This window comes from Sorangium sp. So ce302, from assembly GCF_051530145.1.
In the GTDB taxonomy this organism is placed as follows: Bacteria; Myxococcota_A; Polyangia; order Polyangiales; family Polyangiaceae; genus Sorangium; species Sorangium cellulosum_B.
Genome location: NZ_CP150326.1, coordinates 4,650,220 through 4,669,685, shown reverse-complemented (window position 1 = coordinate 4,669,685; position 19,466 = coordinate 4,650,220). Strand labels below are relative to the sequence as shown.

Below are 19,466 nucleotides of genomic sequence, written 5' to 3'. Positions count from 1 at the left end.
GTTTGCGTGTGTCTCCGCGCGGTTGTCCGCGCAGCCATCCGCGCAGTTACGCGCAGTTACCCGCGCAGTTACCCGCGCAGTTACCCGCGCAGTTGTCTTCGTTGCGTCAGCTGCGCCGATGGGACCACGCGGCGCGGAGCACGGGAACGCCGGGCCACGCTCCTGGCGCGCCGTGGCCCGGCATCCGCGATGGCGTACACTCGCCTCGTGCGAACCGCATCACGAGGCTTTCTTACCGCACGCTTCGCTTCGGTCTGCGCAGGGCTCGCGATCGTCTCTGCCTGCATCGCCTCGGCGCCGGAGGGCATCCGCCGGCAAACCGACGGCGATGGCGGCGATTTCGGCGTGGACCCGCAGACAACGTCGACGTCATCGTCCGCCGGCGCAGGGATGCCCGGCGGCGATCCGCACGCGCTGCTCGGCGCGGACCCGACGCACGGGCCGTTCAACGGAGGCCAGCGCGTCCTGCTCCACGGCAACGGCTTCAGCTCCCAGGTCCGCGTCTGGTTCGGCGACGTCGAGGTCGATCCGTCCGCGATCGTGCCCATCGATCCCAGCCGGGTCCAGGTGGCGGCGCCGCCGGGCGCGGCGGGCCCGGTGGAGCTCGCCGTGCAGAACGGCGATGACACGTCGACCCGACGAACGCTGCCGGGCGGCTACGTGTACGACGCGCTCTATGCGTCCCCGTCGAGCGGGCCGATCTCCGGCGGGACGACCATCGAGCTCGTCGGCCAGGGCACGCGCTGGAACGAGACGACGGTCGCGAAGATCGATCAGAAGCCGTGCACGTCGCTCGCCGTCCAGGAGCCGACGCGGCTCCTGTGCACGGTGCCCCAGGGCACGCCGGGCGCGAAGACGATCTCGGTGACGACCGGCGGAGAGAGGATCCTCGTGCTGGACGGCTACACCTACGAGGACAGCGAGAACGGCTACAAGGGCGGGCTCAGCGGCGCGCCGCTCGCCGGACGGCTGAAGGTGCTCGTCTACAACAACTTCACGGGTGATCCGATCCCGGGAGCGAGCGTCGTCGTCGGCACCGACACGACCTCCCCGATCGAGGTCGACGCGTCCGGCGTCGCGGTGATCGAGGACGCGTCGCTCGATTCGCCGCGCACCGTCACCGTGGCCGCGACGTGCCATAGCCCGATCTCGTTCGTCGACGTGCCGGTCGACACGGTGACCGTCTACCTGGATCCGGTGCTCACCCCCGCGTGCGGCGCGTCCGGCGATCCGCCCCCGCCGGTCGGCGGTAAGGTCGGCAGCGCGGGGGCGATCGAGGGCGAGCTCGTCTGGGACACGTCGCTGGACCCCGGGAGCGTCGCGTGGGGCAACATCCCGAGCCCGCGCCGCGAGACCGAGCGAAAGGCGGCGTACCTGTTCACGACGGGCGCCGATCCTCTCGCGACCTTCAGGCTGCCGTCCGAGTTCCAGGCGCTCACGCCGGAGACGTCGGGCGAGCTCGGGCACGGGTTCACGATGTACGTCGCGCCCGGCAACCGCACGATCTACGCGCTGGCGGGCCTCGAGGATCGCTCGACGACCCCGCCGCGGTTCACCGCATACGCCATGGGCGTGGTCCGCGGGATCCCCGTGCTCCCGAACGAGTGGACGAGGGAGGTGTTCGTGCGGATCAATCAGCCGCTCGACCACGCCCTCTCGATGGACGTCAGCGCGCCGGCGAAGGGGCCGAAGGGGCCGGATCGGATCCAGGCGAACGTGTCGCTGATGATCGGCAACGACGGGTTCGCGACGCTCCCGATCGGCGCACAGAGCCCGCTGATTCCGTTCGACGGGGGGCTGACGTTCGTGGGCGTGCCGCCGCTCGCCCGCGACCTGCTCGGCGCGAGCTACCACTCGTCCGCGCGCGCGGTGACCGGCCAGGCCGGGCTCGCGCCGCTGTCCGTCGTCGGGCGGGTCCTCTCGACCAGCACGAGCGAGCCCGTGCGCATCGGCGACTTCGTGGGGGTGCCGACGCTCGAGGCGCCCGCGCAGAACAGCGCCTGGGATGGGTCCCACCTCGCGACCTCGTTCGGCGCGGGCGCGCCCGTCGATCTCAGCGTCTACGACATCGCGAGCGGAAACGGCCTCATCCGGTGGACGGTGGCCGTGCCGGCAGGGTCGCACGCCGTCGAGGTGCCGGACCTCCGGCAGCTCGGGCTCGAGCACGGCGCGCTGCCGCCGGGGCCGCTCACGATCGGGGTGTACGGGGCGCGGATCGACGGCTTCGATTACGGCAAGCTCGTCTACCGGCAGCTCAAGCCGGCAGGGATGGCGGCCTACTCCCTCGACAGCTTCAACGCGCACCTGTGATGAGCGCCCCGCCCCACCCGACGCGAGCGCGCAGGCCGACGCGCGCACGGAAGCCAGGACGCCGCGCCCGATCGCGGCACGCTGCAGCCGCCCTCGTCGCCGTCGCCGCGGGGCTCGGGCTCGCGCCGAGCTGCTTCGACAGCGGCACGCGGTGGGGTGAGCGGCCGGAGGAGCCGCCGCTCTGCACGGCCGGCGACGTGCGCTGCGGGGCGGAGCTCGCGCGCTGCGAGGAGACCGGCGCAGGGCTGGCCTGGGTGACGCTCGACGACTGCGCCGCTCAAGGGCGCGTGTGCGCGTCGCCCGAGCTCGGCTGCCGGCCATGCGTGCCCGCTGCGCGCTCGTGCCGCGAGCAGGACGTCGTCGTCTGCGACGCGGACGGCAGCTTCGGCCGCGTGATCGACACGTGCGACACGGAGGCCGGCGAGGCGTGCCGGAGCGGGAGCTGCCAGCAGCTCTGCGCCGTCGCGGAGCTCGAGCGGAGCAACGTGGGGTGCGAGTACTGGGCGGTCGATCTGGACAACGCGCGGATCGACGCGACCGGAAACGCGGCGGCGCAGCAGTTCGCGGTGGTGGTCTCGAACCCGCAGCCGGACGTGCCGAACGAGATCCACATCTTCCAGGACGACGGCGCGCCGGGCGACGAGCCCGCCCCGGTGGAGATCGCGAGCGCGCTCATCGCGCCGCTTTATCTCCAGGTGTTCAAGCTCGGGCCGCGCGAGGTCGATGGCAGCCCGGAGGGCGAGTACAACACGGGCACGCACACGGCGCTCACGCGGCACGCGTTCAAGATCAAGTCGAAGTTCCCCATCGTCGCCTACCAGTTCAACCCGCTGGAGAACGCCAACGTGTTCTCCAACGACGCCTCGCTGCTGAAGCCGCGCGAGGCGCTGACGTACAGCCCGGGCGCGATGGCGACGGCGTACGTCGTCACAGGGTGGCCGCAGACCATCGCGGTCACGGACGATCCGGACACGAACTTCGATCCGCAGAACCCGATCGACCTTCGGGCGTTCCTGACCATCGTCGGGACGCGCGAAGGGACGACCGTGCAGGTGACGACGACGGCGAGGGTCGTCGGGGGCGGGCCCGTCCCGGAGACGCCGGAGGGCGGGTCGATCGAGGTCAAGCTCGGCGCGTTCGACGTGCTCAACCTGGAGAGCGGCGGGTTCAACGCGGACTTCACCGGATCGATCGTGAAGGCCGATCAGCCGATCGCGGTCTTCACCGGAAGCGAGGCCTCGGACGCGCCGCACTTCGACGTGCTCGCGGATCGCCGCTGCTGCGCCGACCACCTGGAGGATCAGCTCGATCCGACCCGGACCGCCGGCAAGCGGTTCGCGGTGCCGCACACGCCGAGCCGGTCGCTGACCGTCAAGGAGGCCGGCGCGCGGATCGAGGCCGTGCCCGAGCCGGAGTACGTCAGGATCGTGGCGGCCAGCGGCAAGGGCGCCGTGATCGAGACGACCCTGCCGCCGCCGGACGATCGGATCACGCTGTCGGCGCTGGGCGACTTCCGCGAGGTGACGGCGTGGGGCGACTTCATGATCGAGAGCTCCGAGCCGGTCATCGTGTCGCAGATCATGGCCAGCCAGAACGCGACGGGGGTCAAGCAAGGGCTGCCAGGCGGAGACCCGAGCCTCATCATCCTGCCGCCCATCGAGCAGTTCCGGCCGGACTACGTGTTCCTGACGCCGGACAAGTACGCGTTCGACTTCATCTCCGTGGTCGCGCCGCGGTCGGCCGTCGTGCGGCTCGACGACGCGACGCTCGGGCCGGACGAGTGCGAGATCGCGCCTGCGGACGGGCTCACGGAGGAGCAGCGCGGGGACGGCGCGCCGTCGTTCGTCGTCTACCGCTGCCAGCTGAGCTTCGCGGCGATCGATCCGGCGCGGCAGGCGCCGGACAACGTGCTGCCCGGGATGCAGCGCGACGGCGTGCACTGGCTCACGGCCTCCGCGCCCGTTGGGCTGCTCGTGACGGGGTTCGACTCGTTCGTGAGCTACGGGTACGCGGGCGGCACCGAGCTCCGCGAGATCGCGCCGCCGGACTGAGCCGCCGCGGTCAGCCGCCGCCGAGGAGCCCCTTCAGCTTGGCCACGAGCCGCAGCGCGTCGAGCGGCGCGAGCCGATCGACGTCCACGGCGCGCAGGGTCTCGATGACGGCCGACTGCTCCGGCGGCACCGCGGCCTGCGCGGGGGCGAACAGGTCGAGCTGCGCGGCGCCGCCGCGCGTGCGGCCGCGGAGGGAGGCGTGCTTGCCGCCCGGCAGCGCGGCGCCCGACTCCAGCGTCGCGAGGATCGCGCGGGCGCGCGCGAGCACCCCCTCGGGGACACCCGCGAGCCGCGCGACCGCCACGCCGTAGCTGCGGCTCGCGGGGCCCGCCTCGAGCTTGTGGAGGAAGATGACGTCGTCGCCGTGCTCGCGCGCGGCGACCGAGTAGTTCGCGATGCCCGGCGCGCGCGCGGAGAGCTCCGTCAGCTCGTGGTAGTGCGTCGCGAACAGGGCGCGGCAGCCGATCGCGTCGAACAGGTGCTCCGCCACGGCCCACGCGATCGCGAGGCCGTCGTACGTGCTCGTGCCGCGGCCGATCTCGTCGAGGATCACCAGCGATCTCCGCGTCGCGTCGCGGAGGATCTCGGCGGTCTCCCGCATCTCCACCATGAACGTGCTCTCGCCGCGCGCGACGTTGTCGCTCGCGCCCACCCGCGAGAGGATCCGATCGACGAGGCCGATCTCCGCCTCGCGCGCCGGGACGTAGCTGCCCATCTGCGCGAGGACCACGATCAGCGCCACCTGGCGCATGAGCGTCGATTTGCCCGCCATGTTGGGGCCCGTGATCAGCCAGAGCCGCTCGCCCGAGAGATCGAGGCGCGTATCGTTCGGCACGAAGTGCCCCGCGGCCGCGTAGCGCTCGACCACCGGGTGGCGGCCGTCGCGGATCGCGAGCGCCTCGCCCGCCGTGACGTGCGGCCTCACGTAGTCGTTGCGGTGGGCGACGTCGGCGAGGGCGGCGGCGACGTCCCACGCCGCGAGCTTGCGCGCGAGCGCGCGGAGGCGGCCCTCGCTCTTCGCGACGAGGGCCCGCAGCCGATCGAAGAGCGCGGTCTCCCGCTCCAGCGCGCGCGCCCCGGCGTGCTCGATCTTGTCGGCGAGCTCGTCGAGCTCGTCGCTCGTGTAGCGCTCGCCGGTCGCGACGGTCTGCTTGCGGCGGAAGGTCGCCGGGACCTTGGCGATGTGCGCGCGCGTCACCTCGATGTACCAGCCGAAGACGCGCGTGTACTTGACCCGGAGCGAGGGCGCGCCCGTCTGCGTGCGCAGCTTCGCCTCGAGCGCGAGGATGAGCTCCGTCGCGTTCTTCTCCACGCCGCGCGCGTCGTCGAGCTCCTTGTCGTACCCCTCACGGAAGATGCCGCCCTCGCGCGTGTTCGGGGGCGGCCGCTCGATCAACGCGGCGGTGAGCTCGGCGCACACGTCGGCGACGACATCCAGCGCCGCCGCCTCGGCGAGGAGCGGCTCGGAGCTCGATCCGGCCGCAGCGCCCTCCTCGCCCCGCGCAGCGGCGCCGTCGTCGCTCCGCGCCGCCGCCTTGCCGAGGTCGGGGATCGACCGGACCGCGGCGATCGCCGCCGGGGCCGCCGTGAGGCCGTCGCGCAGGAGGCCGAGGTCGCGCGGCGTGGCCTCGCCGAGGAGCGCGCGGACGCTGAGGCGCTCGAGGTCGCCGACGCCGCCGAGCGCTTGCCGCAGCTCGCCGCGGGCGCGCGGGTGCGAGACGAAGAGCTCCACCTCGTCGAGGCGCCGGCGGATGCCGGCCAGGTCGGCGAGCGGCGAGAGCAGGCGGCGGCGCAGGAGCCGGGCGCCGCCCGGGGTGACCGTGCAGTCGATGACGTCGAGCAGGGTGCCGCGGCGGCCGCCGTCCGCGGCGCGCACGAGCTCCAGGTGCGCCTGGGCCGTCTCGTCGATGCGCAGCGTGCCCGAGGTGTCGTGCGGGGCGATGCGGCGCACCGGGATGCGCGCGCCGGGGCTGCAGCGGCGCGCGAAGCGCAGCGCCCGGGCCGCGGCGCGCACCGCCGGGAGCGGGTGCTCGGCCAGGGCCGCCGCCGAGATCGGCTCGATCGCAGCGTCGTCGAGGATCGACGCGACCTGCGCGCTGTCGAGCTCCTCGTCGTCGCGCAGCGCCGCGCGGCAGGCGAGCGAGGCCGCCGCCGCGCGGACGTCCGGGAGGTCCCGGGCGATGAGCGCCTCGCGCGGATCCGCCCGGGCGAGCTCCGCGAGCAGCGTCGCGGCGTCCGGGACCGAGGTGGCCGAGAGCTCGCCGGTGGAGAGATCCAGCAGCGAGAGGCCGTAGGGCCCCCCCGCTCCGAGGGCGTCGCCGCGGGGCACGCCGCCGCCGTCGACCGCCGCCAGGTAGTGGTTGGCGCGCGCGTCGAGCTGCTCGGTCTCGGTGACGAGCCCCGGCGTGACGACGCGCACGACCTGCCGCGGCACGAGCCCCTTGATCTTCGACGGATCCCCGCACTGCTCGCAGATCGCCACCTTGTGGCCGAGCGCGAGCAGCCGCGCGATGTACCCGTGCGCCGCGTGGTGCGGGACGCCGGCCATCGGGGATTCGTCGGGCTCGCCCTTGTTGCGGCTCGTGAGCGTCAGGTTCAGCGCGCGCGACACGAGGACCGCGTCGTCGTTGAACATCTCGTAGAAGTCGCCCATCCGGAAGAAGAGGATGGCGTCGGGGTGGAGCGCCTTCGCATCCTCGTACTGGCGCATCACCGGGGTCAGCTTCTTCCTGGCCGCAGGCTGCTCGGACGGCTGCATCGCCGGCGTCTTAGTCTCGACCGCCGGTGAGGTCTACGCGGGATTCGCGCGTTTGTTCCGCTGTTTTCGTGGAAATATCGGCGCCGAAACCGCAATGCCGCGGGGCCGGCAGGTGGCTCAGCGGTACCGGCGCGTCACGGCGACGTCGCGTGAGCTCAGCAGGAACAGACCCTGGACCGAGCCGTCGGTGACGGCGAGCTGGCCCGTGGCCGGAACGAGCTGGATGGACTGCGGCTGGAGCTCCGGCGTGTTGCTGATGTCCGCGAGGTCCAGGGCGAGCGGCGTGAACGCCCCCTGGGTGGTGAAGCGGAACTGCATGTCCTGCTCGGGCACGCCGCCCGTGACCGCGAACCGGAACATCGGGTTGATGAACGCCCCCACATCACCGTCGGTGACGCGCCCGTCGCGCGGCGTATGGACGACGCGCCCGTTGAACCGCGAGAGGCGCGTGTCGCACGAGTTGCGGCAATAGCCGCCCGCAGGATCGGCGATCACGTGGTGCAGGAAGCCGGCGCCGTTGCTCCGGACGACCCACTGGCCTCCGGCGCGGATGCCGAGCTGCACCGAGCCGGCGAAGCAGCACGCCGCGAACTCGACCTCATTCCTGGGCTCGAGCTCGAGGTGGTCCTCGTAGGCCTCGACGATGCGGAGCGCCGGGCGCGACGTGATGACGCTGCCGTACTTCGCGTTGCAGGTGTCGAACGAGCAGACGGCCGGGTCGACGCTCTTCCAGTAGGTCGCATCTTCGTCCGGAAGCTCGGACGTGATCTGCGCGAAGTCGGCGAGCTGCCCGGCGCGGGTCCCGTCCTCGTCCTCCGGGACGCCCGCGGCCTTCAGCTGCGCCTTCACGCTGGTCAGGCTCTGCACGCCGCGGCGGCAAAAGCGGGCGTCGGTGCCCCTCAGGTGGAGGTTCTCGTCGAAGGCCACGGAGGCCCGGGTGATCGACGTGAGCACCCCCTCGTACGTCACGTTCCACGTCTCGTTGGCGATGTGCACCCGCGGGTCCTCGAGGTTCATCGTCAGCGCGTGCTGCGGCCCGCCGGACCTAAGCACGAGCCCCCGCTCGTCGAGCTCGCTTTCAGCGCTGTCGCTCGACGCGATCACCTCGCGCTGCACCCCCACCGCGAGCGCGAGGTCAGGCGCGGCCCCCTCGGACGGGAACGTGGCGCGCATCTTCGGGCTCTCCCCGGAGAGCGGCACGACCGCGCCGCTGCGATCGTAGAGGATCGGCAGGCCCTGCACGCCTGGCTCGAGCTGGCCGGAGCCGTCGCTCGCCACGATGTAGGTCTCCGAGCGGACAGCGTGCGGGAGGACGACGTTGCAGGACGCCTCGCCGCTCGTCTCGAGCAGCGGGCTGCTCGGCGAAGCGTCCGCGTCGCAGCCCGCGCGGACGCTCTGGCGCTCGGGTCCGCGGCAGGCCGCGTCGAGGTCGTCGATGTCGACGATCGCGACCTGCCCGTTCGTGAGCGCCATGTACGCGAACGTGCCCCGGAGCTTCAGCGGGCCGGCGCCGGAGTCGCGATCGGTCGACGTGCGGTACAGCGTCTCGAGGTCGCACGACGTGACGCTGCTGTCGCACGTCCTGAGCTCCGGGAGGGGGCTGCACCGGATCCCCCTCGGCACCACGCCCGTCGCCGGGAGGCTCCTCGGGACCTCGCGCTGCACGATCGCGAGATCGCGGACAGGCGCCGGCAGGCGGATGCGGTCGGGCGGCTGGAACGGGTTCCAGTCCGGATTCTCGCGGGAGAGCGGCGACCGGCCGGACGCGTCGTCGCTGACGTCGAAGACCATCACGCTGCCGTCGCCGGCGTCGACCGCGTAGAGGTAGCGGTTGAACTCGGGGGGCGACGCCTGGCTCACCGCGAGGCGCCTCGTCGTGACGACGCGCCCTGGGTCGAGCGTCGACGCGGGCAGCAGCGAGGGCAGCTCGCGCGGCTCGCAGGGTGTCGGGAGGTCGACGACGTGGATCACCGGCGCGTCGAGATCGGCGATGAACAGCCGGTCGCCGGAGAGCGCGAGCCCCGCGGGCCGGGCCTTGTCGAAGGCTTGCTCCGGGCTGGCCGCGACCGCCGGCTGAGAGCACGACACCTCGCCGGGCGACGCCTCCTCGGGCGGCGGCTCGTCGGGCGGCACGGCCGGCGGGAGCGAGACCTGGAGAGGGACCCACCGCTCCACCTCGCACGCCTTGAAGCCGCCGTCCTTGTAGTCCTCGTGCTCGAGGAGCTTCTGCGCGTCGATCACGACGAAGCCGCCAAGATCGGGCAGGGTCACGAGGAGCTTCTGCCGGCCGCCGCCCTCCATGGCGAGGCTCCCGTTCGAGGTGGCGCAGACATCGTCCACGAACGCGCCAGGGTCGCCAGGCTTGGTCGGCTCGACGTCGTACGGGGGGGGGCCGGCGTCACACGAGCTCCGCACGTTGCCGTTGGTATCCGGCGGGTCGGCGAGGAGCACCATCTCGCCCGGCGCCGAGGGGAGCGAGCAGGCCGGCCAGGAGCTGAGCGACGGGACCGGGCAGCCTTCGCGCGGCAGCACCTTCGCCGACGGAAGCGCGTAGATCCCCGCGCGCCCCGGCTCGGCGACGGCGACGAACGACGCCGTCCCCCCCGGCGTCGCGACGATGTCGACCGGCTGCGCGCCGACCGGGAGGAAGCTCGGGGCGGGCGTGCCCGTGTCCCGATCGACGATCAGCGAGGACTCGGTCGTCAGGTCGACGAGCGCGACCTCGCCGTGCGTAGTCTGCGTGACGAGGCCGTAGAGGTGCGGGAGCGTGGCCCTGCCCCCGTCCTTGGCGTCGACCTCGTAGTCGGTGGACGACTCGACGGTGCCGTACGAGCAGTCCGTGATCGGCAGCGAGCGCATCACGCCCGGCTTGTCGGGATCCGGCCGGTCGATGGCGAGGCAGACGAAGGCGCTGCGGCCGGACTGCGCCAGGGCCTCGACGGGGACCGGCGTGGCCTCCGCGGCGCACCCGGCGAGCGCCAGGGCGGAGGTGGAGGCGAGGAGCGCGGCGCGCAGCTTCATTGGGACTCCCGGGGCGGGACGGGCGTGCCCACCGTGAGGATCATCGTTCCGAACGTGTTCGTCTTGCGCATGTCGAGGTTGACAACGCCGAGGTAGGAGTCGGTGAAATGCGCGATGTACATGAGGGAATAGGGTTCGCAGCCGGCGCTGCCCTGCTCGCATTCGCAGCGCTCCTTCTCGTCGCCGCACGTGGAACCCGTGTCGAACGCGAGCGCCTGCGGTCCACGCCCGGTCTTGATGGGGGGGTCGAGGCGGCGCGCTTCCGGGTCGTAGGAGAACGCGAGCCCCGTGTCGAACGCGAGCGCGAAGACCCTGCGGCGAGGCACGCCTTCCAGGTCGATCACCTCGCCGATCTCGATACGAGACGGGTAGGCCCCGAGCACGGCGGCGTCGTGGAACGCGATCGTGTCGAACACCGAGGCCCGCTTCGCCGCGGGGACGTCCGAGTCCTTCTTGACCAGCGTCGTCGTCAGCTCGCCGATGAGCAGCGAGTTCGGGCCGCGATGCGCCACGTACACCGCGATCGGGATCTCCACGCACCGCTCGAGGCACTCGACCACGTCTGCGTCATCCGCGCAGCCGTCCTCGCACGCCTGCCGCTCGCTCGCGTCGAACGCGATCCCGCGGGAGTCGGTGCCGCTCGCGAGCGCGGTGATCGGCGTCGGGGTCGACTCGTTCAGGCGCGGCGCCCCGCCTGAAGCGGCGTCCTGATAGCGGAGCAGGCCGAGCTCCGGCGCCGCGAGGTACGTGACCGCGAACGGGGGCTGGTCGTCGATCGCCCACCCGCTCTGCTGCAGCGCCCCGAGCACGCTCGGGCGCGGCACGGCCGCGAGCTCCGTCGGCCCGAAGGCGAGATCCGTGAGGACGTGCGCGAGCTGCGGCCGCTCGTTCGCTTCCCAGCGGTTCACGATGACGCTCGCGGCGTTCTCGGTCTGGTGCGACACGACGATGCTCGTCCCGCCCGGGCCGGCGGCGATCCCGAACGGCTCCAGCGGCAGCTTGCGCCGGATGAGCTCCTGGCCCGGGTCCTCCCCGATGCGGTGATCTCTGCTGCAGCGCCCGCCCGCCGCGCTCGCGCCGCAGTCCAGCTGGAAGCAGGCGTCGCCCTCGCAGCGCTGCGCGCCGGCGTCGTCGGACCGATCGTCGGCGACGTCGAAGAAGGTCACCGAGGGGTCGCCGCGCACGGGCACGAACAGGCGCGCCTGCCGCTCCGCGCCGGGGTCGGCGCCCTCGCCGCTGAGCGGCCTGTGCACGAGGAGGAGGTTGGACGCGAACGCGCCGATCACGGCCGAGCTCCGGACGACCTCGTCATCGCCCTCGAGGGCGGAGATATCGAGCGGCCCGCACGGCCCCGGGTAGAGCGACGGCGCAGCGTTTGTCGCCAGCCCCACGTTATTGCACGCACCGCGCACGCTGGCGTCCTGCCCGCCGGGAGCGAGCTCCGACTGGAGCGTGAGCGCCCGCTTGCGCAGCCGCTGGAGATCCAGCGCCTGGACCGTGCCGCCGTTGTACTGGAGATCGAAGTCCGAGTTCGCGACGTAGAGGACCCGTCCCCCGGGAGACGCCGCCAGGCCCGTCGGGTAATAGAACCCCTCGACCGGCGGCGGGAGACCCTCGCCCTCGACGAAGCAGCCCACGACCCCGAGCCCGCCCACGATCGAGACCGCGAGGCCCACGCCAACGATGCGAGGTGTCTGGAGAAGTGTGTGGGCGAGCTTCATGCGGGCGCGGAGACTAGTCAGCACCAGCAGCACTGGCAACCCGCTCCGCTCGGTGGGTTCGTTTGCGGCGGACGCACGCCGGGCGCGCGGCTCGCAGCGGGCCTCCTGGCGAGCGAGCGAGCGGCGGCCGCCGCTGTGAAGGCCCTCGTTTCTCGCGCGCACCTGCCGCAGCGCAGCAACGTCCGCACGGCCTGCCCCGGGTGAGCGCGCACGGCCCGCCAGGCGCAGCCTCTTCCTGGCGAGGCGCGCTGCTCTAGGCGAGGCGCTCTGCAGCGGTCGCCCGTCACGGGGTGGCGAGCCCTGCGGCGGGGTAAGGTGGCGCTCCCTGCGCCGGGTGGTGCCCAAGGTGCGCCCCTGCAGTGTGAGCTCCGCGGGTCAAGGTCGACCAGGATCGATCGCCGTCTTCCGTCCCCCTGCACGTTGATCTCGGAGACGCGGCGCGCCTTTGCTACGTTGGTCGCCGGGACATGGCCGATCTCGCAGCCGCCCTTGTCATGGGAATCGCCCTTCTTGGGCTGATCTATTGGTATTTTCGCTCAAACAACGGCGACCGGGCCCGTCCTCGCGCGGCGACGACGCCGACGCAGGGGGGCCCAGGAGCCCAAGCCCTCGACGAGGGGGAGGGAGATCTCGAAGATTCAACGACGAGGCCAGGCGCAGCAGGGCTGCGGGGCGGGACGCCCGCGAGCGAGAGCGCCCACGCGAAGACCGCAGGAGGTCACGGCCGCACCGAGCGGGTCTCGAGCGCCGACTGGAAGCGTTCGAACGGCCCATCGCGCTCCGACGACGACGCGTTCGACGACGATGACGACGACCTCACGCTGATCACGCTGGCGCCGCCGGAGGTGCTGCAGAGCACGATCAAACGCGCGAGCGTCCCGTCGTACGGCGGCGACGACGACGACGACGATGACGATGATGACGGGCACGAGCGCGAGGAGCCGTCCGCCGTCCCCATCATCTACGACGACGAGGCCGCCGTCGACGAGCCGACCAGCTCGTCGCCGCTCCTGCTCATCAGCGCCGTCGGCCAGACCGATCCCGGTCAGAAGCGCAAGAAGAACGAGGACTGCTACCTCTGCCTGGACGAGCACTACCTGTTCGCCGTGGCGGACGGCATGGGCGGCCACGCGGGCGGCGACGTCGCCAGCCGCCTCGCGGTCGACACGATCGCGCACGCGTTCAAGGATCAGTCGTTCGTGGACAGCGACGCGGAGAGCCCCTACCCCGACGTCCCTCGTCGCGGCAGCGAGCTCGCGGTCGCGATCCAGCAAGCGAACCAGGCGATCTACGAGCGGGCCCACGCCGAGCGGAGCCTCACGGGCATGGGCACGACCCTCGTCAGCGCGCGGTTCTCGCCCAACAAGCAGCGCCTCTACATCGGCCACGTGGGCGACAGCCGCTGTTATCGCCTGCGCGACAACGAGCTGACGCAGCTCACCACCGATCACACGATGGGCGCCGCGGGGATCACCGGGCCGATGGCGAACCACCTGAGCCGGGCGATCGGAATCTCCCCCGCAGTCAAGGTCGATCTGATCATCGCCCGGCCCCACCCCGGAGACGTCTACCTCCTCTGCTCCGACGGCCTGTCGAAGATGGTGACCCACGAGGCGATCCGCGACATCCTGCTCGCCGAGCCCGATCCCGAGAAGGCGTCGCAGGCGCTCATCGAGAAGGCGAACGCGGGCGGCGGGCGGGACAACATCACCGTCATCCTCGTCCGCGTCAGCGATCCCAAGGACCTCGCGCGGCTCGCCTCGCGCGCTGGCGCCAGCGCCGGCGTCAGCGCTGGTTGACCGCTCGCCGTCCCCTTCCCCCTCGCCCCCTCCCTCCCCCTCCAACGAGATCGATCGCGCACGGCGCTGACCGAGAGGTCCGCGCGGCCGGTGGAGCATGCCCGCCGCGCGCAGGCCATTGCAGACAACGTGTCTGCATTGCCACGAACCCCGACGGATTCTCATGCTCCGCGCCGGTCAGCTGCCTGCGTGCATACGGACGAGTGGTCACGCTCGTCACGGATCCGGATCCCGCTCTCGCGCAATCGTGATTTCGCGGCCATTACCATTCACGAGCTTCGATTATCACGTCAATTGACGCCAGCCGGGATCGCGAAGAGAGACGACGTGAGCTCTTGACGTGCTTTGCCTCGAGAGCGCTTCATGGCGGCCACGGATGGCTCGTCCAGCGGAGCCGCTGACCGGGGATATGGCACGCTCCTTTCTCTGCATGATCGTCTTCGCCTCTCTGCTGCTCAGCGCGCCATCGCGCGCGGCGGAGCCGGCACGCCGCGCGCTGCGGCTGCGCTACAGCGAGGATGCGCAAGCGGCCTCGTGCCCTGGAGAGCGCGCGCTGCGCGAGCGGATCCGGCTGCGCGTCGGGTACGACCCTTTCCGCGAGGACGCGACCGAGGAGGTCGACGTCGCGATCAGGCCTCACGGCGCCCACGTCGTCGCGACGACGACCTACCGGAACGCCGACGGGCGGGTCTCCGGCCGAGGCTTTGACCTCTCGCACGGAGACGGCGCCTGCGAGCAGCTCACCCATACCGTCGCGGTCGCGATCTCCTTCACGCTGACGCCGTTCGCGAGCGACAAGCGAGCGCCCGCCGCGCCGCCTCGCCCGGAGATCGCGCCGGCGCGCCCGGAGCCCGCGAGCAGGCCCGGCGAGCCGTGGAGCTCGGCGCGGGTCGGCATCGGCGCCATAGCGGGGCTCGGGGTGCCCGAGGGGCTGTTCGGCGGCGCCTCCTTGCTCGTCAGGGTTCGCTGGTCACAGAGCCTCTCCTTCTCGCTGGAGAGCCGGGGCACGTTCGTCGTCTCGAAGCCGAGCGCGCTCGAACACGGCGAGGTGTCGAGTCCGTACGCCCCGAGCCCCGGCGGGAGCACGAAAGCGCGATCGCCGTACCCGCGCACGCACACGAGCGGCGCCTTCGCTCCGTGCCTTCACACGGTCGACCTGCTCGTCACATGCGCTCTCGTCGAGATGGGCGTCGCGCAGGTCGGCGATCGGGCCGCCCCCGCCACCGACGTGTCCCTGCTGTTCATGGCGCTCGGGCTCCGCGGCGGGATCGAGCTCGCGCTCAACGACACGCTCTCGTTCTATACCCACGCCGAGGTCCTCGCCGCGCTCGGGCTCGTCGACCACCCGCTCGCCGGCGCGCTGAGATCTCCGCGTCCGAGCGCTTCCCTCGGCGCCGGGCTACTCGCGGGGTTCTGAGCGCACGGAGGCCCCCGCGCGGGCAGGAGGATGGTGCGGACGGCGCGGCGGCTGGCTGGAATTTTCGAGCGCCGTGCCCCCATCGCGCCGCTCGTGGCGGCGCTACGCTGCGGAGCAGCACGACGATGGCGCGCGATTCGGGCTTCGGTCCAGGTCGCCCGCCGGCGCTGCGCGCCGCGCAGAGCGCCTTCTCGCTGGCATGAAGACGCGAGGTTCGCGTAGCCTATCCGGACGGTGCTCCCGGAGTTCACCGACCCGACCGACCGCTTCATGATCGAAGCCCGCAGCCGAAGCGGCGGCATGGGTGATATTTTCAAGGGCACGGATCAGACCACCGGCGCCCCGGTCGCGCTCAAGATCCTGCGCGCCGCCGCGTCGCACCAGGAGCGCGCCCGCTTCGCGCGCGAGATCTCGATCCTCGCCGATCTGCGGCACCCCAACATCGTTCAGTACGTCGCGCACGGCACCTGGCTCGACGGGCGCCTCTTCTTCGCGATGGAGTGGCTGGACGGCGAGGATCTAGGGCAGCGCCAGCGGCGCGCTCCGCTCGGCCTGCGCGACTCGGTGGAGGTCGTCCGGCGCAGCGCCGCCGCGATGGCCGCCATCCACGCCCGCGGCGTCGTGCACCGCGACCTCAAGCTCTCCAACATCTTCCTCGTCCGCGGCAAGGGCACCGCGATCAAGCTGATCGACTTCGGCGTCGTGAAGCTCGCGGTCCCGGACGACTGCCCCACCGAGCGCGGCACGATCATCGGCACCCCGCATTTCATGGCGCCCGAGCAGGCGCGCGGCGAGGCGGTCGACGCGCGGGCCGACGTGTACTCGCTGGGCGCCGTCCTGTTCCGCCTGGTCACGGGCAGGAACGTGTTCGAGACCGAGAACGCGATCGCGCTGCTCAGCCGCCTCGTTGTCGAGGACCCCCCGCGCTCGCAGCAGATCCGCTTCGACGTGCCCGAGGCCCTCGACGAGGTGCTCGCGCGCGCCATCGCCCGCGATCGCGAGCAGCGGTACGAGAACGGCGGCGAGCTGGCGCGCGCGCTCGCGCGGGTCGGGGAGCTGAGCAACGATCCCCCCGCGACCGACAGGTCCGCCTCGATCGTCCGGCGCGCGGCCGCGCAGGAGATGATGCCGAGGCCCGGCGGGCCGGGCGACGAGCGGCCGCAGGTGCGGCTCGCCAACAGCGAGCGGCGCGTGGTCGCCTGCGCGCTCTTCGAGCTGGGCGCCGGCCCGCTCCGCCCCGCGGTGGACGCCGCGCTCCGCGAGGTCCTCGGCGACGACCCGCGGTTCGAGCCGCTCCCCGACGGGAGGCTCGCCGCGGCGCTCGGGGTGGAGCGCTCGCGGGGCGACGAGGCGGCGCGCGCCGCGCGGGCGGCGCTGACCGTGGCCCGATCGACGCCGGGCGCGCGGGCCTCGGTCGCGGTCGGGCACGCCGTCCGCGGCAGGGCGAGCCTCGCCGGCGAGGCGCTCGATCGCGCTGCGCAGCAGCTGGAGTACGCGGCGCCCGGCGCGGTCCGGATCGACGCCCACGCGATCGCGGCGCTGGAGGGGCGGTTCGTGGTCCAGGAGGACGCGCGCGGCGGCGTGCTCGTCCACGAGGACGCCGCCGGCTTCGACGCGCGCAAGCTCGCCGGGCTTTCCACGGCGATCCTCGGGCGCGAGCACGAGCTCGCAAGGCTCCAGGGCATCTTCAGCGCGATCGCCGATGACGGCGCGCCGCGCGCGGCGCTCGTGACGGGCCCCGCCGGCATCGGCAAGAGCCGCGTCCGCGCCGAGCTGATCCAGCACCTCGAGACGGCGCCGCACGCGCCGATCATCCTGCTCTGCCGCGGCGACGCGATGAGCCAGGGCGCTGGCCTCACGACGCTGGGCCGCGCCCTGCGCGCGCTCATGGGCATCCGCGACGGCGAGCGCCTCGAGGACCAGGTGCAGAAGGTGAGCGCCCACGTGGCGATGCGCCTGGCCCGCCCGCTCCGCTTCCTCGCCGGCTTCATCGGGGAGCTCGCCGGCGTGCCCTTCCCCGACGAGGGCAACGAGCCGCTGCGCGCGGCCCGCGAGAGCCCGCAGCTCATGGAATCGCGCACGCGGATGGCGGTGGAGGCGTTCTTCCGCTCGAAGTCCGAGACCACGCCGCAGATCCTGGTCATCGAGGACATGCACTGGGCCGACAGCACCACGGTCGAGCTCGTCGACTGGCTGCTCGGCTGCGCCGATCTCCGCTTCGGGGTCTTCGCCTTCGCGCGGCCCGAGCTCTCCGCCCGGTTCCCGTCGCTGTGGGAGCACCGCGACGTGACCCGCGTGACGCTCCCGCCGCTGTCCCCAGAGGCCGCGGATCGGCTCGCGGCGAGCGCCCTCCCGCAGGCCGACCCGGCCACGCGCGGCGCCATCGTCCAGCGCGCCTGCGGCTACGGCCTCTTCCTGGAGGAGCTCATCCGGTCCGCCGCGGAGGGGCGCGACGGCGTGCCGCTCAGCGTGCAGGCCCTGGTGCAGGCCCGCGTCGACCGCATGTCGAGCGGGGTGCGCGGGGCGCTGCGCGCCGCGTCCGTCTTCGGCCAGGTCTTCTGGACGGCGGGCGTCGCGGCGCTGCTCGAGCGCGCCGTGGGCGCGGAGCTCGCCGAGCTGGAGGCGGGCGAGATGATCGCGCGCCAGCTGGAGCCGCGGGTCCCGGGGCAGGTGCAGTGGACGTTCCGGCAGGCGGTCGTGCGCGACGCGGCGTACGCGTCGATCCTCGAGGAAGACCGCGCCGCGCTCCACCTCGCCGCGGCCGCCTGGCTCGAGTCCGCGGGCGTCGATCCGGGGCTGATCGCGCGCCACGCCGAGGCGGGCGGCGACAAGGCGCGGGCGGCGCTGCTCTACGCGCGCGCGACGCGGGACCCGGCGGCGAGCGGCGCGGAGCTCGACGAGGCGCTCGAGCTCGCGACGCGCGGCCTCGCCTGCGGGGCCGAGGGGACCACGCGCGCCGCGCTCCTGGTCCGCCGGGCGGAGCTCCTCGAGCTCCTCGGCCGCCTCGACGAGGCGCTCGACGCCGCGGAGCAGGCGTCGCGCCTCGCGCTGCCCGGCTCGGATCTGTGGGGCGAGGCGCAGGTCGTCGCGGTGACCTGCATGATCGAGGCGGGCCAGGGCGCCGAGGGCGACGCGCGCGCCGCGTCCGCGCTCTCTCCGCAGTTCGCGGCGGCGCTCTCGCCGTCGATCCGCGCGAAGCTCCTCGCGTCGCGCGTCCGCGCCCTGGCGGCGCTGGGCCGGCCCGCCGAGGCGCTCCGCGCCGCGCACGCGGCGATGGAGGCCGCGCGCGGGAGCGGCTCGACCGACGCGCTCCTCCACGCCCGGGAGGCCCACCTGGCCGCGCTGATGCACGCCGGCGATCTGGCCGCCGCGGCCTCTCTGGGCGCGTCGCTCGTCGCGGACGCCGACGGGGCCGGCGACGCCGTCATCGCGGCAAGGGCCCGCCTGAACACCGGCTCGGCGCTGAACCAGCTCGGCCTGTTCGAGGAGGCGCAGGCGCTGCTCGAGCGCGCGCTGCTCGACGCGCGGAGCCGGAAGCTCCGGGCGATCGAGGGGTTCGCGCTCCACAACCTCGGGATGTCGTACGCGCGGCTCGGCAACATCGAGGAGGGCGTCGCGCTCGAGCGCCAGGCGAGCGGGATCGCCGACGCGTGCCAGATCTCCCGCCTCAGGTTCGCCGGCCGGCTGTACGAGGCGCTCTTCCTCGTCTGGCGCGGCGCCCCCGGCGACCACGCGACCGCCCACGCCGTCGCGCGCTGGCTCTGCGAGGAGGCGGCGCACCACGCGGCCGCGCTGCAGGCGACGGCGAGCTTCGCGATGGCGCGCGTCCAGCTGGCGCGCCGCGAGCTCAGGGCCGCGGTCGACGCGGCGCGCGAGGCGTCGCGCCACCTCGCGGGTGGGCCCATCGAGGAGTGGAGCGACGCGATCCGCGTCACGCTCGTCGAGGCCCTCCTCGCGATCGGGGACGAGCGCGAGGCGAACGCCGCGCTCGACGCCGCGTTCTCCGCCCTGGCCGCGCGCGTCGAGGCCCTGCGGGATCCCCGCCAGCGCGACGCGTTCCTTCGGGGGAACGACGACGTCGGGCGTCTGATCGCCCTCGCTCGAGAGCGCCTCGGCCGGTCGCTGCCCTCGACGTCGCGGCCGCCGCACGCGGCGGACCCGTCCGCCCAGCGGGCCGCCGGGGCGCCGTCACGGAGCAAGGTCGCGAAGACCGCCGGCGCCTTGGGACGGAAGGAGCGCGCCGAGGCGCCGAGCAACAACGATCCGGCAGCGCACCGCAGCGCGAGCCCTGCGCAGAGCAACGACGCGCACCCGGAGGGCGCGGCGGCGGCAGCGCACGAGAAGGGCGCGCCACGTTCTTGACGTTGGGTGGCCGGGTAGCTAAGGCCA

The 19,466-nt window shown here is 73.1% G+C and carries 8 protein-coding genes; 5 read left to right on the top strand and 3 right to left on the bottom strand.

Annotation, left to right across the window (positions count from 1 at the left end):
- Window positions 1–207 precede the first annotated feature (207 nt).
- Entirely contained in the window at window positions 208–2,310 is a 2,103-nt protein-coding gene (locus WME73_RS17670; RefSeq protein ID WP_437916433.1) for an IPT/TIG domain-containing protein, read from the top strand.
- Window positions 2,310–4,361: an IgGFc-binding protein gene (locus tag WME73_RS17665; protein WP_437916432.1), complete on the top strand. Its 2,052-nt coding sequence runs from the start codon at window positions 2,310–2,312 to the stop codon at window positions 4,359–4,361. The genes WME73_RS17670 and WME73_RS17665 overlap by 1 nt, the downstream gene beginning before the upstream one ends.
- 10 nt (window positions 4,362–4,371) lie before the next feature.
- Here the strand turns inward: WME73_RS17665 and mutS are convergent, their stop codons facing one another.
- From mutS to WME73_RS17650, 3 genes are all read right to left on the bottom strand, one after another.
- Complete coding sequence (gene mutS, locus WME73_RS17660; protein WP_437916431.1) at window positions 4,372–7,119, bottom strand: DNA mismatch repair protein MutS; 2,748 nt, start codon at window positions 7,117–7,119, stop codon at window positions 4,372–4,374.
- A gap of 117 nt (window positions 7,120–7,236) precedes the next feature.
- Entirely contained in the window at window positions 7,237–10,140 is a 2,904-nt protein-coding gene (locus tag WME73_RS17655; RefSeq protein ID WP_437916430.1) for a hypothetical protein, read from the bottom strand.
- The gene (locus WME73_RS17650) at window positions 10,137–11,861 is read right to left on the bottom strand and encodes a hypothetical protein (protein ID WP_437916429.1); all 1,725 of its coding nucleotides are present in this window, start codon (window positions 11,859–11,861) and stop codon (window positions 10,137–10,139) included. The genes WME73_RS17655 and WME73_RS17650 overlap by 4 nt, the downstream gene beginning before the upstream one ends.
- Before the next feature lie 494 nt (window positions 11,862–12,355).
- Here WME73_RS17650 and WME73_RS17645 point away from each other — a divergent pair, with 494 nt between their 5' ends.
- The 3 genes from WME73_RS17645 (at window position 12,356) to WME73_RS17635 (ending at window position 19,439) form a co-directional block, all read left to right on the top strand.
- Window positions 12,356–13,660: a PP2C family protein-serine/threonine phosphatase gene (locus WME73_RS17645; protein ID WP_437916428.1), complete on the top strand. Its 1,305-nt coding sequence runs from the start codon at window positions 12,356–12,358 to the stop codon at window positions 13,658–13,660.
- A gap of 409 nt (window positions 13,661–14,069) precedes the next feature.
- Window positions 14,070–15,077 carry a hypothetical protein gene (locus WME73_RS17640; protein WP_437746612.1) on the top strand — a complete coding sequence of 336 codons (1,008 nt, stop codon included), beginning with the start codon at window positions 14,070–14,072 and terminating at the stop codon, window positions 15,075–15,077.
- Between the two features lie 234 nt (window positions 15,078–15,311).
- The gene (locus WME73_RS17635; RefSeq protein WP_437916427.1) at window positions 15,312–19,439 is read left to right on the top strand and encodes a serine/threonine-protein kinase; all 4,128 of its coding nucleotides are present in this window, start codon (window positions 15,312–15,314) and stop codon (window positions 19,437–19,439) included.
- The last annotated feature ends 27 nt before the right edge of the window (window positions 19,440–19,466 follow it).

What these genes read in the sequence shown, in the direction of transcription:
- mutS (WP_437916431.1), bottom strand. Translation starts at nt 7,119, where the DNA reads ATGCAGCCGTCCGAGCAGCCTGCGGCCAGGAAGAAGCTGACCCCGGTG.
- WME73_RS17640 (WP_437746612.1), top strand. Translation starts at nt 14,070, where the DNA reads ATGGCACGCTCCTTTCTCTGCATGATCGTCTTCGCCTCTCTGCTGCTC.
- WME73_RS17665 (WP_437916432.1), top strand. Translation starts at nt 2,310, where the DNA reads ATGAGCGCCCCGCCCCACCCGACGCGAGCGCGCAGGCCGACGCGCGCA.
- WME73_RS17650 (WP_437916429.1), bottom strand. Translation starts at nt 11,861, where the DNA reads ATGAAGCTCGCCCACACACTTCTCCAGACACCTCGCATCGTTGGCGTG.
- WME73_RS17645 (WP_437916428.1), top strand. Translation starts at nt 12,356, where the DNA reads ATGGGAATCGCCCTTCTTGGGCTGATCTATTGGTATTTTCGCTCAAAC.
- WME73_RS17655 (WP_437916430.1), bottom strand. Translation starts at nt 10,140, where the DNA reads ATGAAGCTGCGCGCCGCGCTCCTCGCCTCCACCTCCGCCCTGGCGCTC.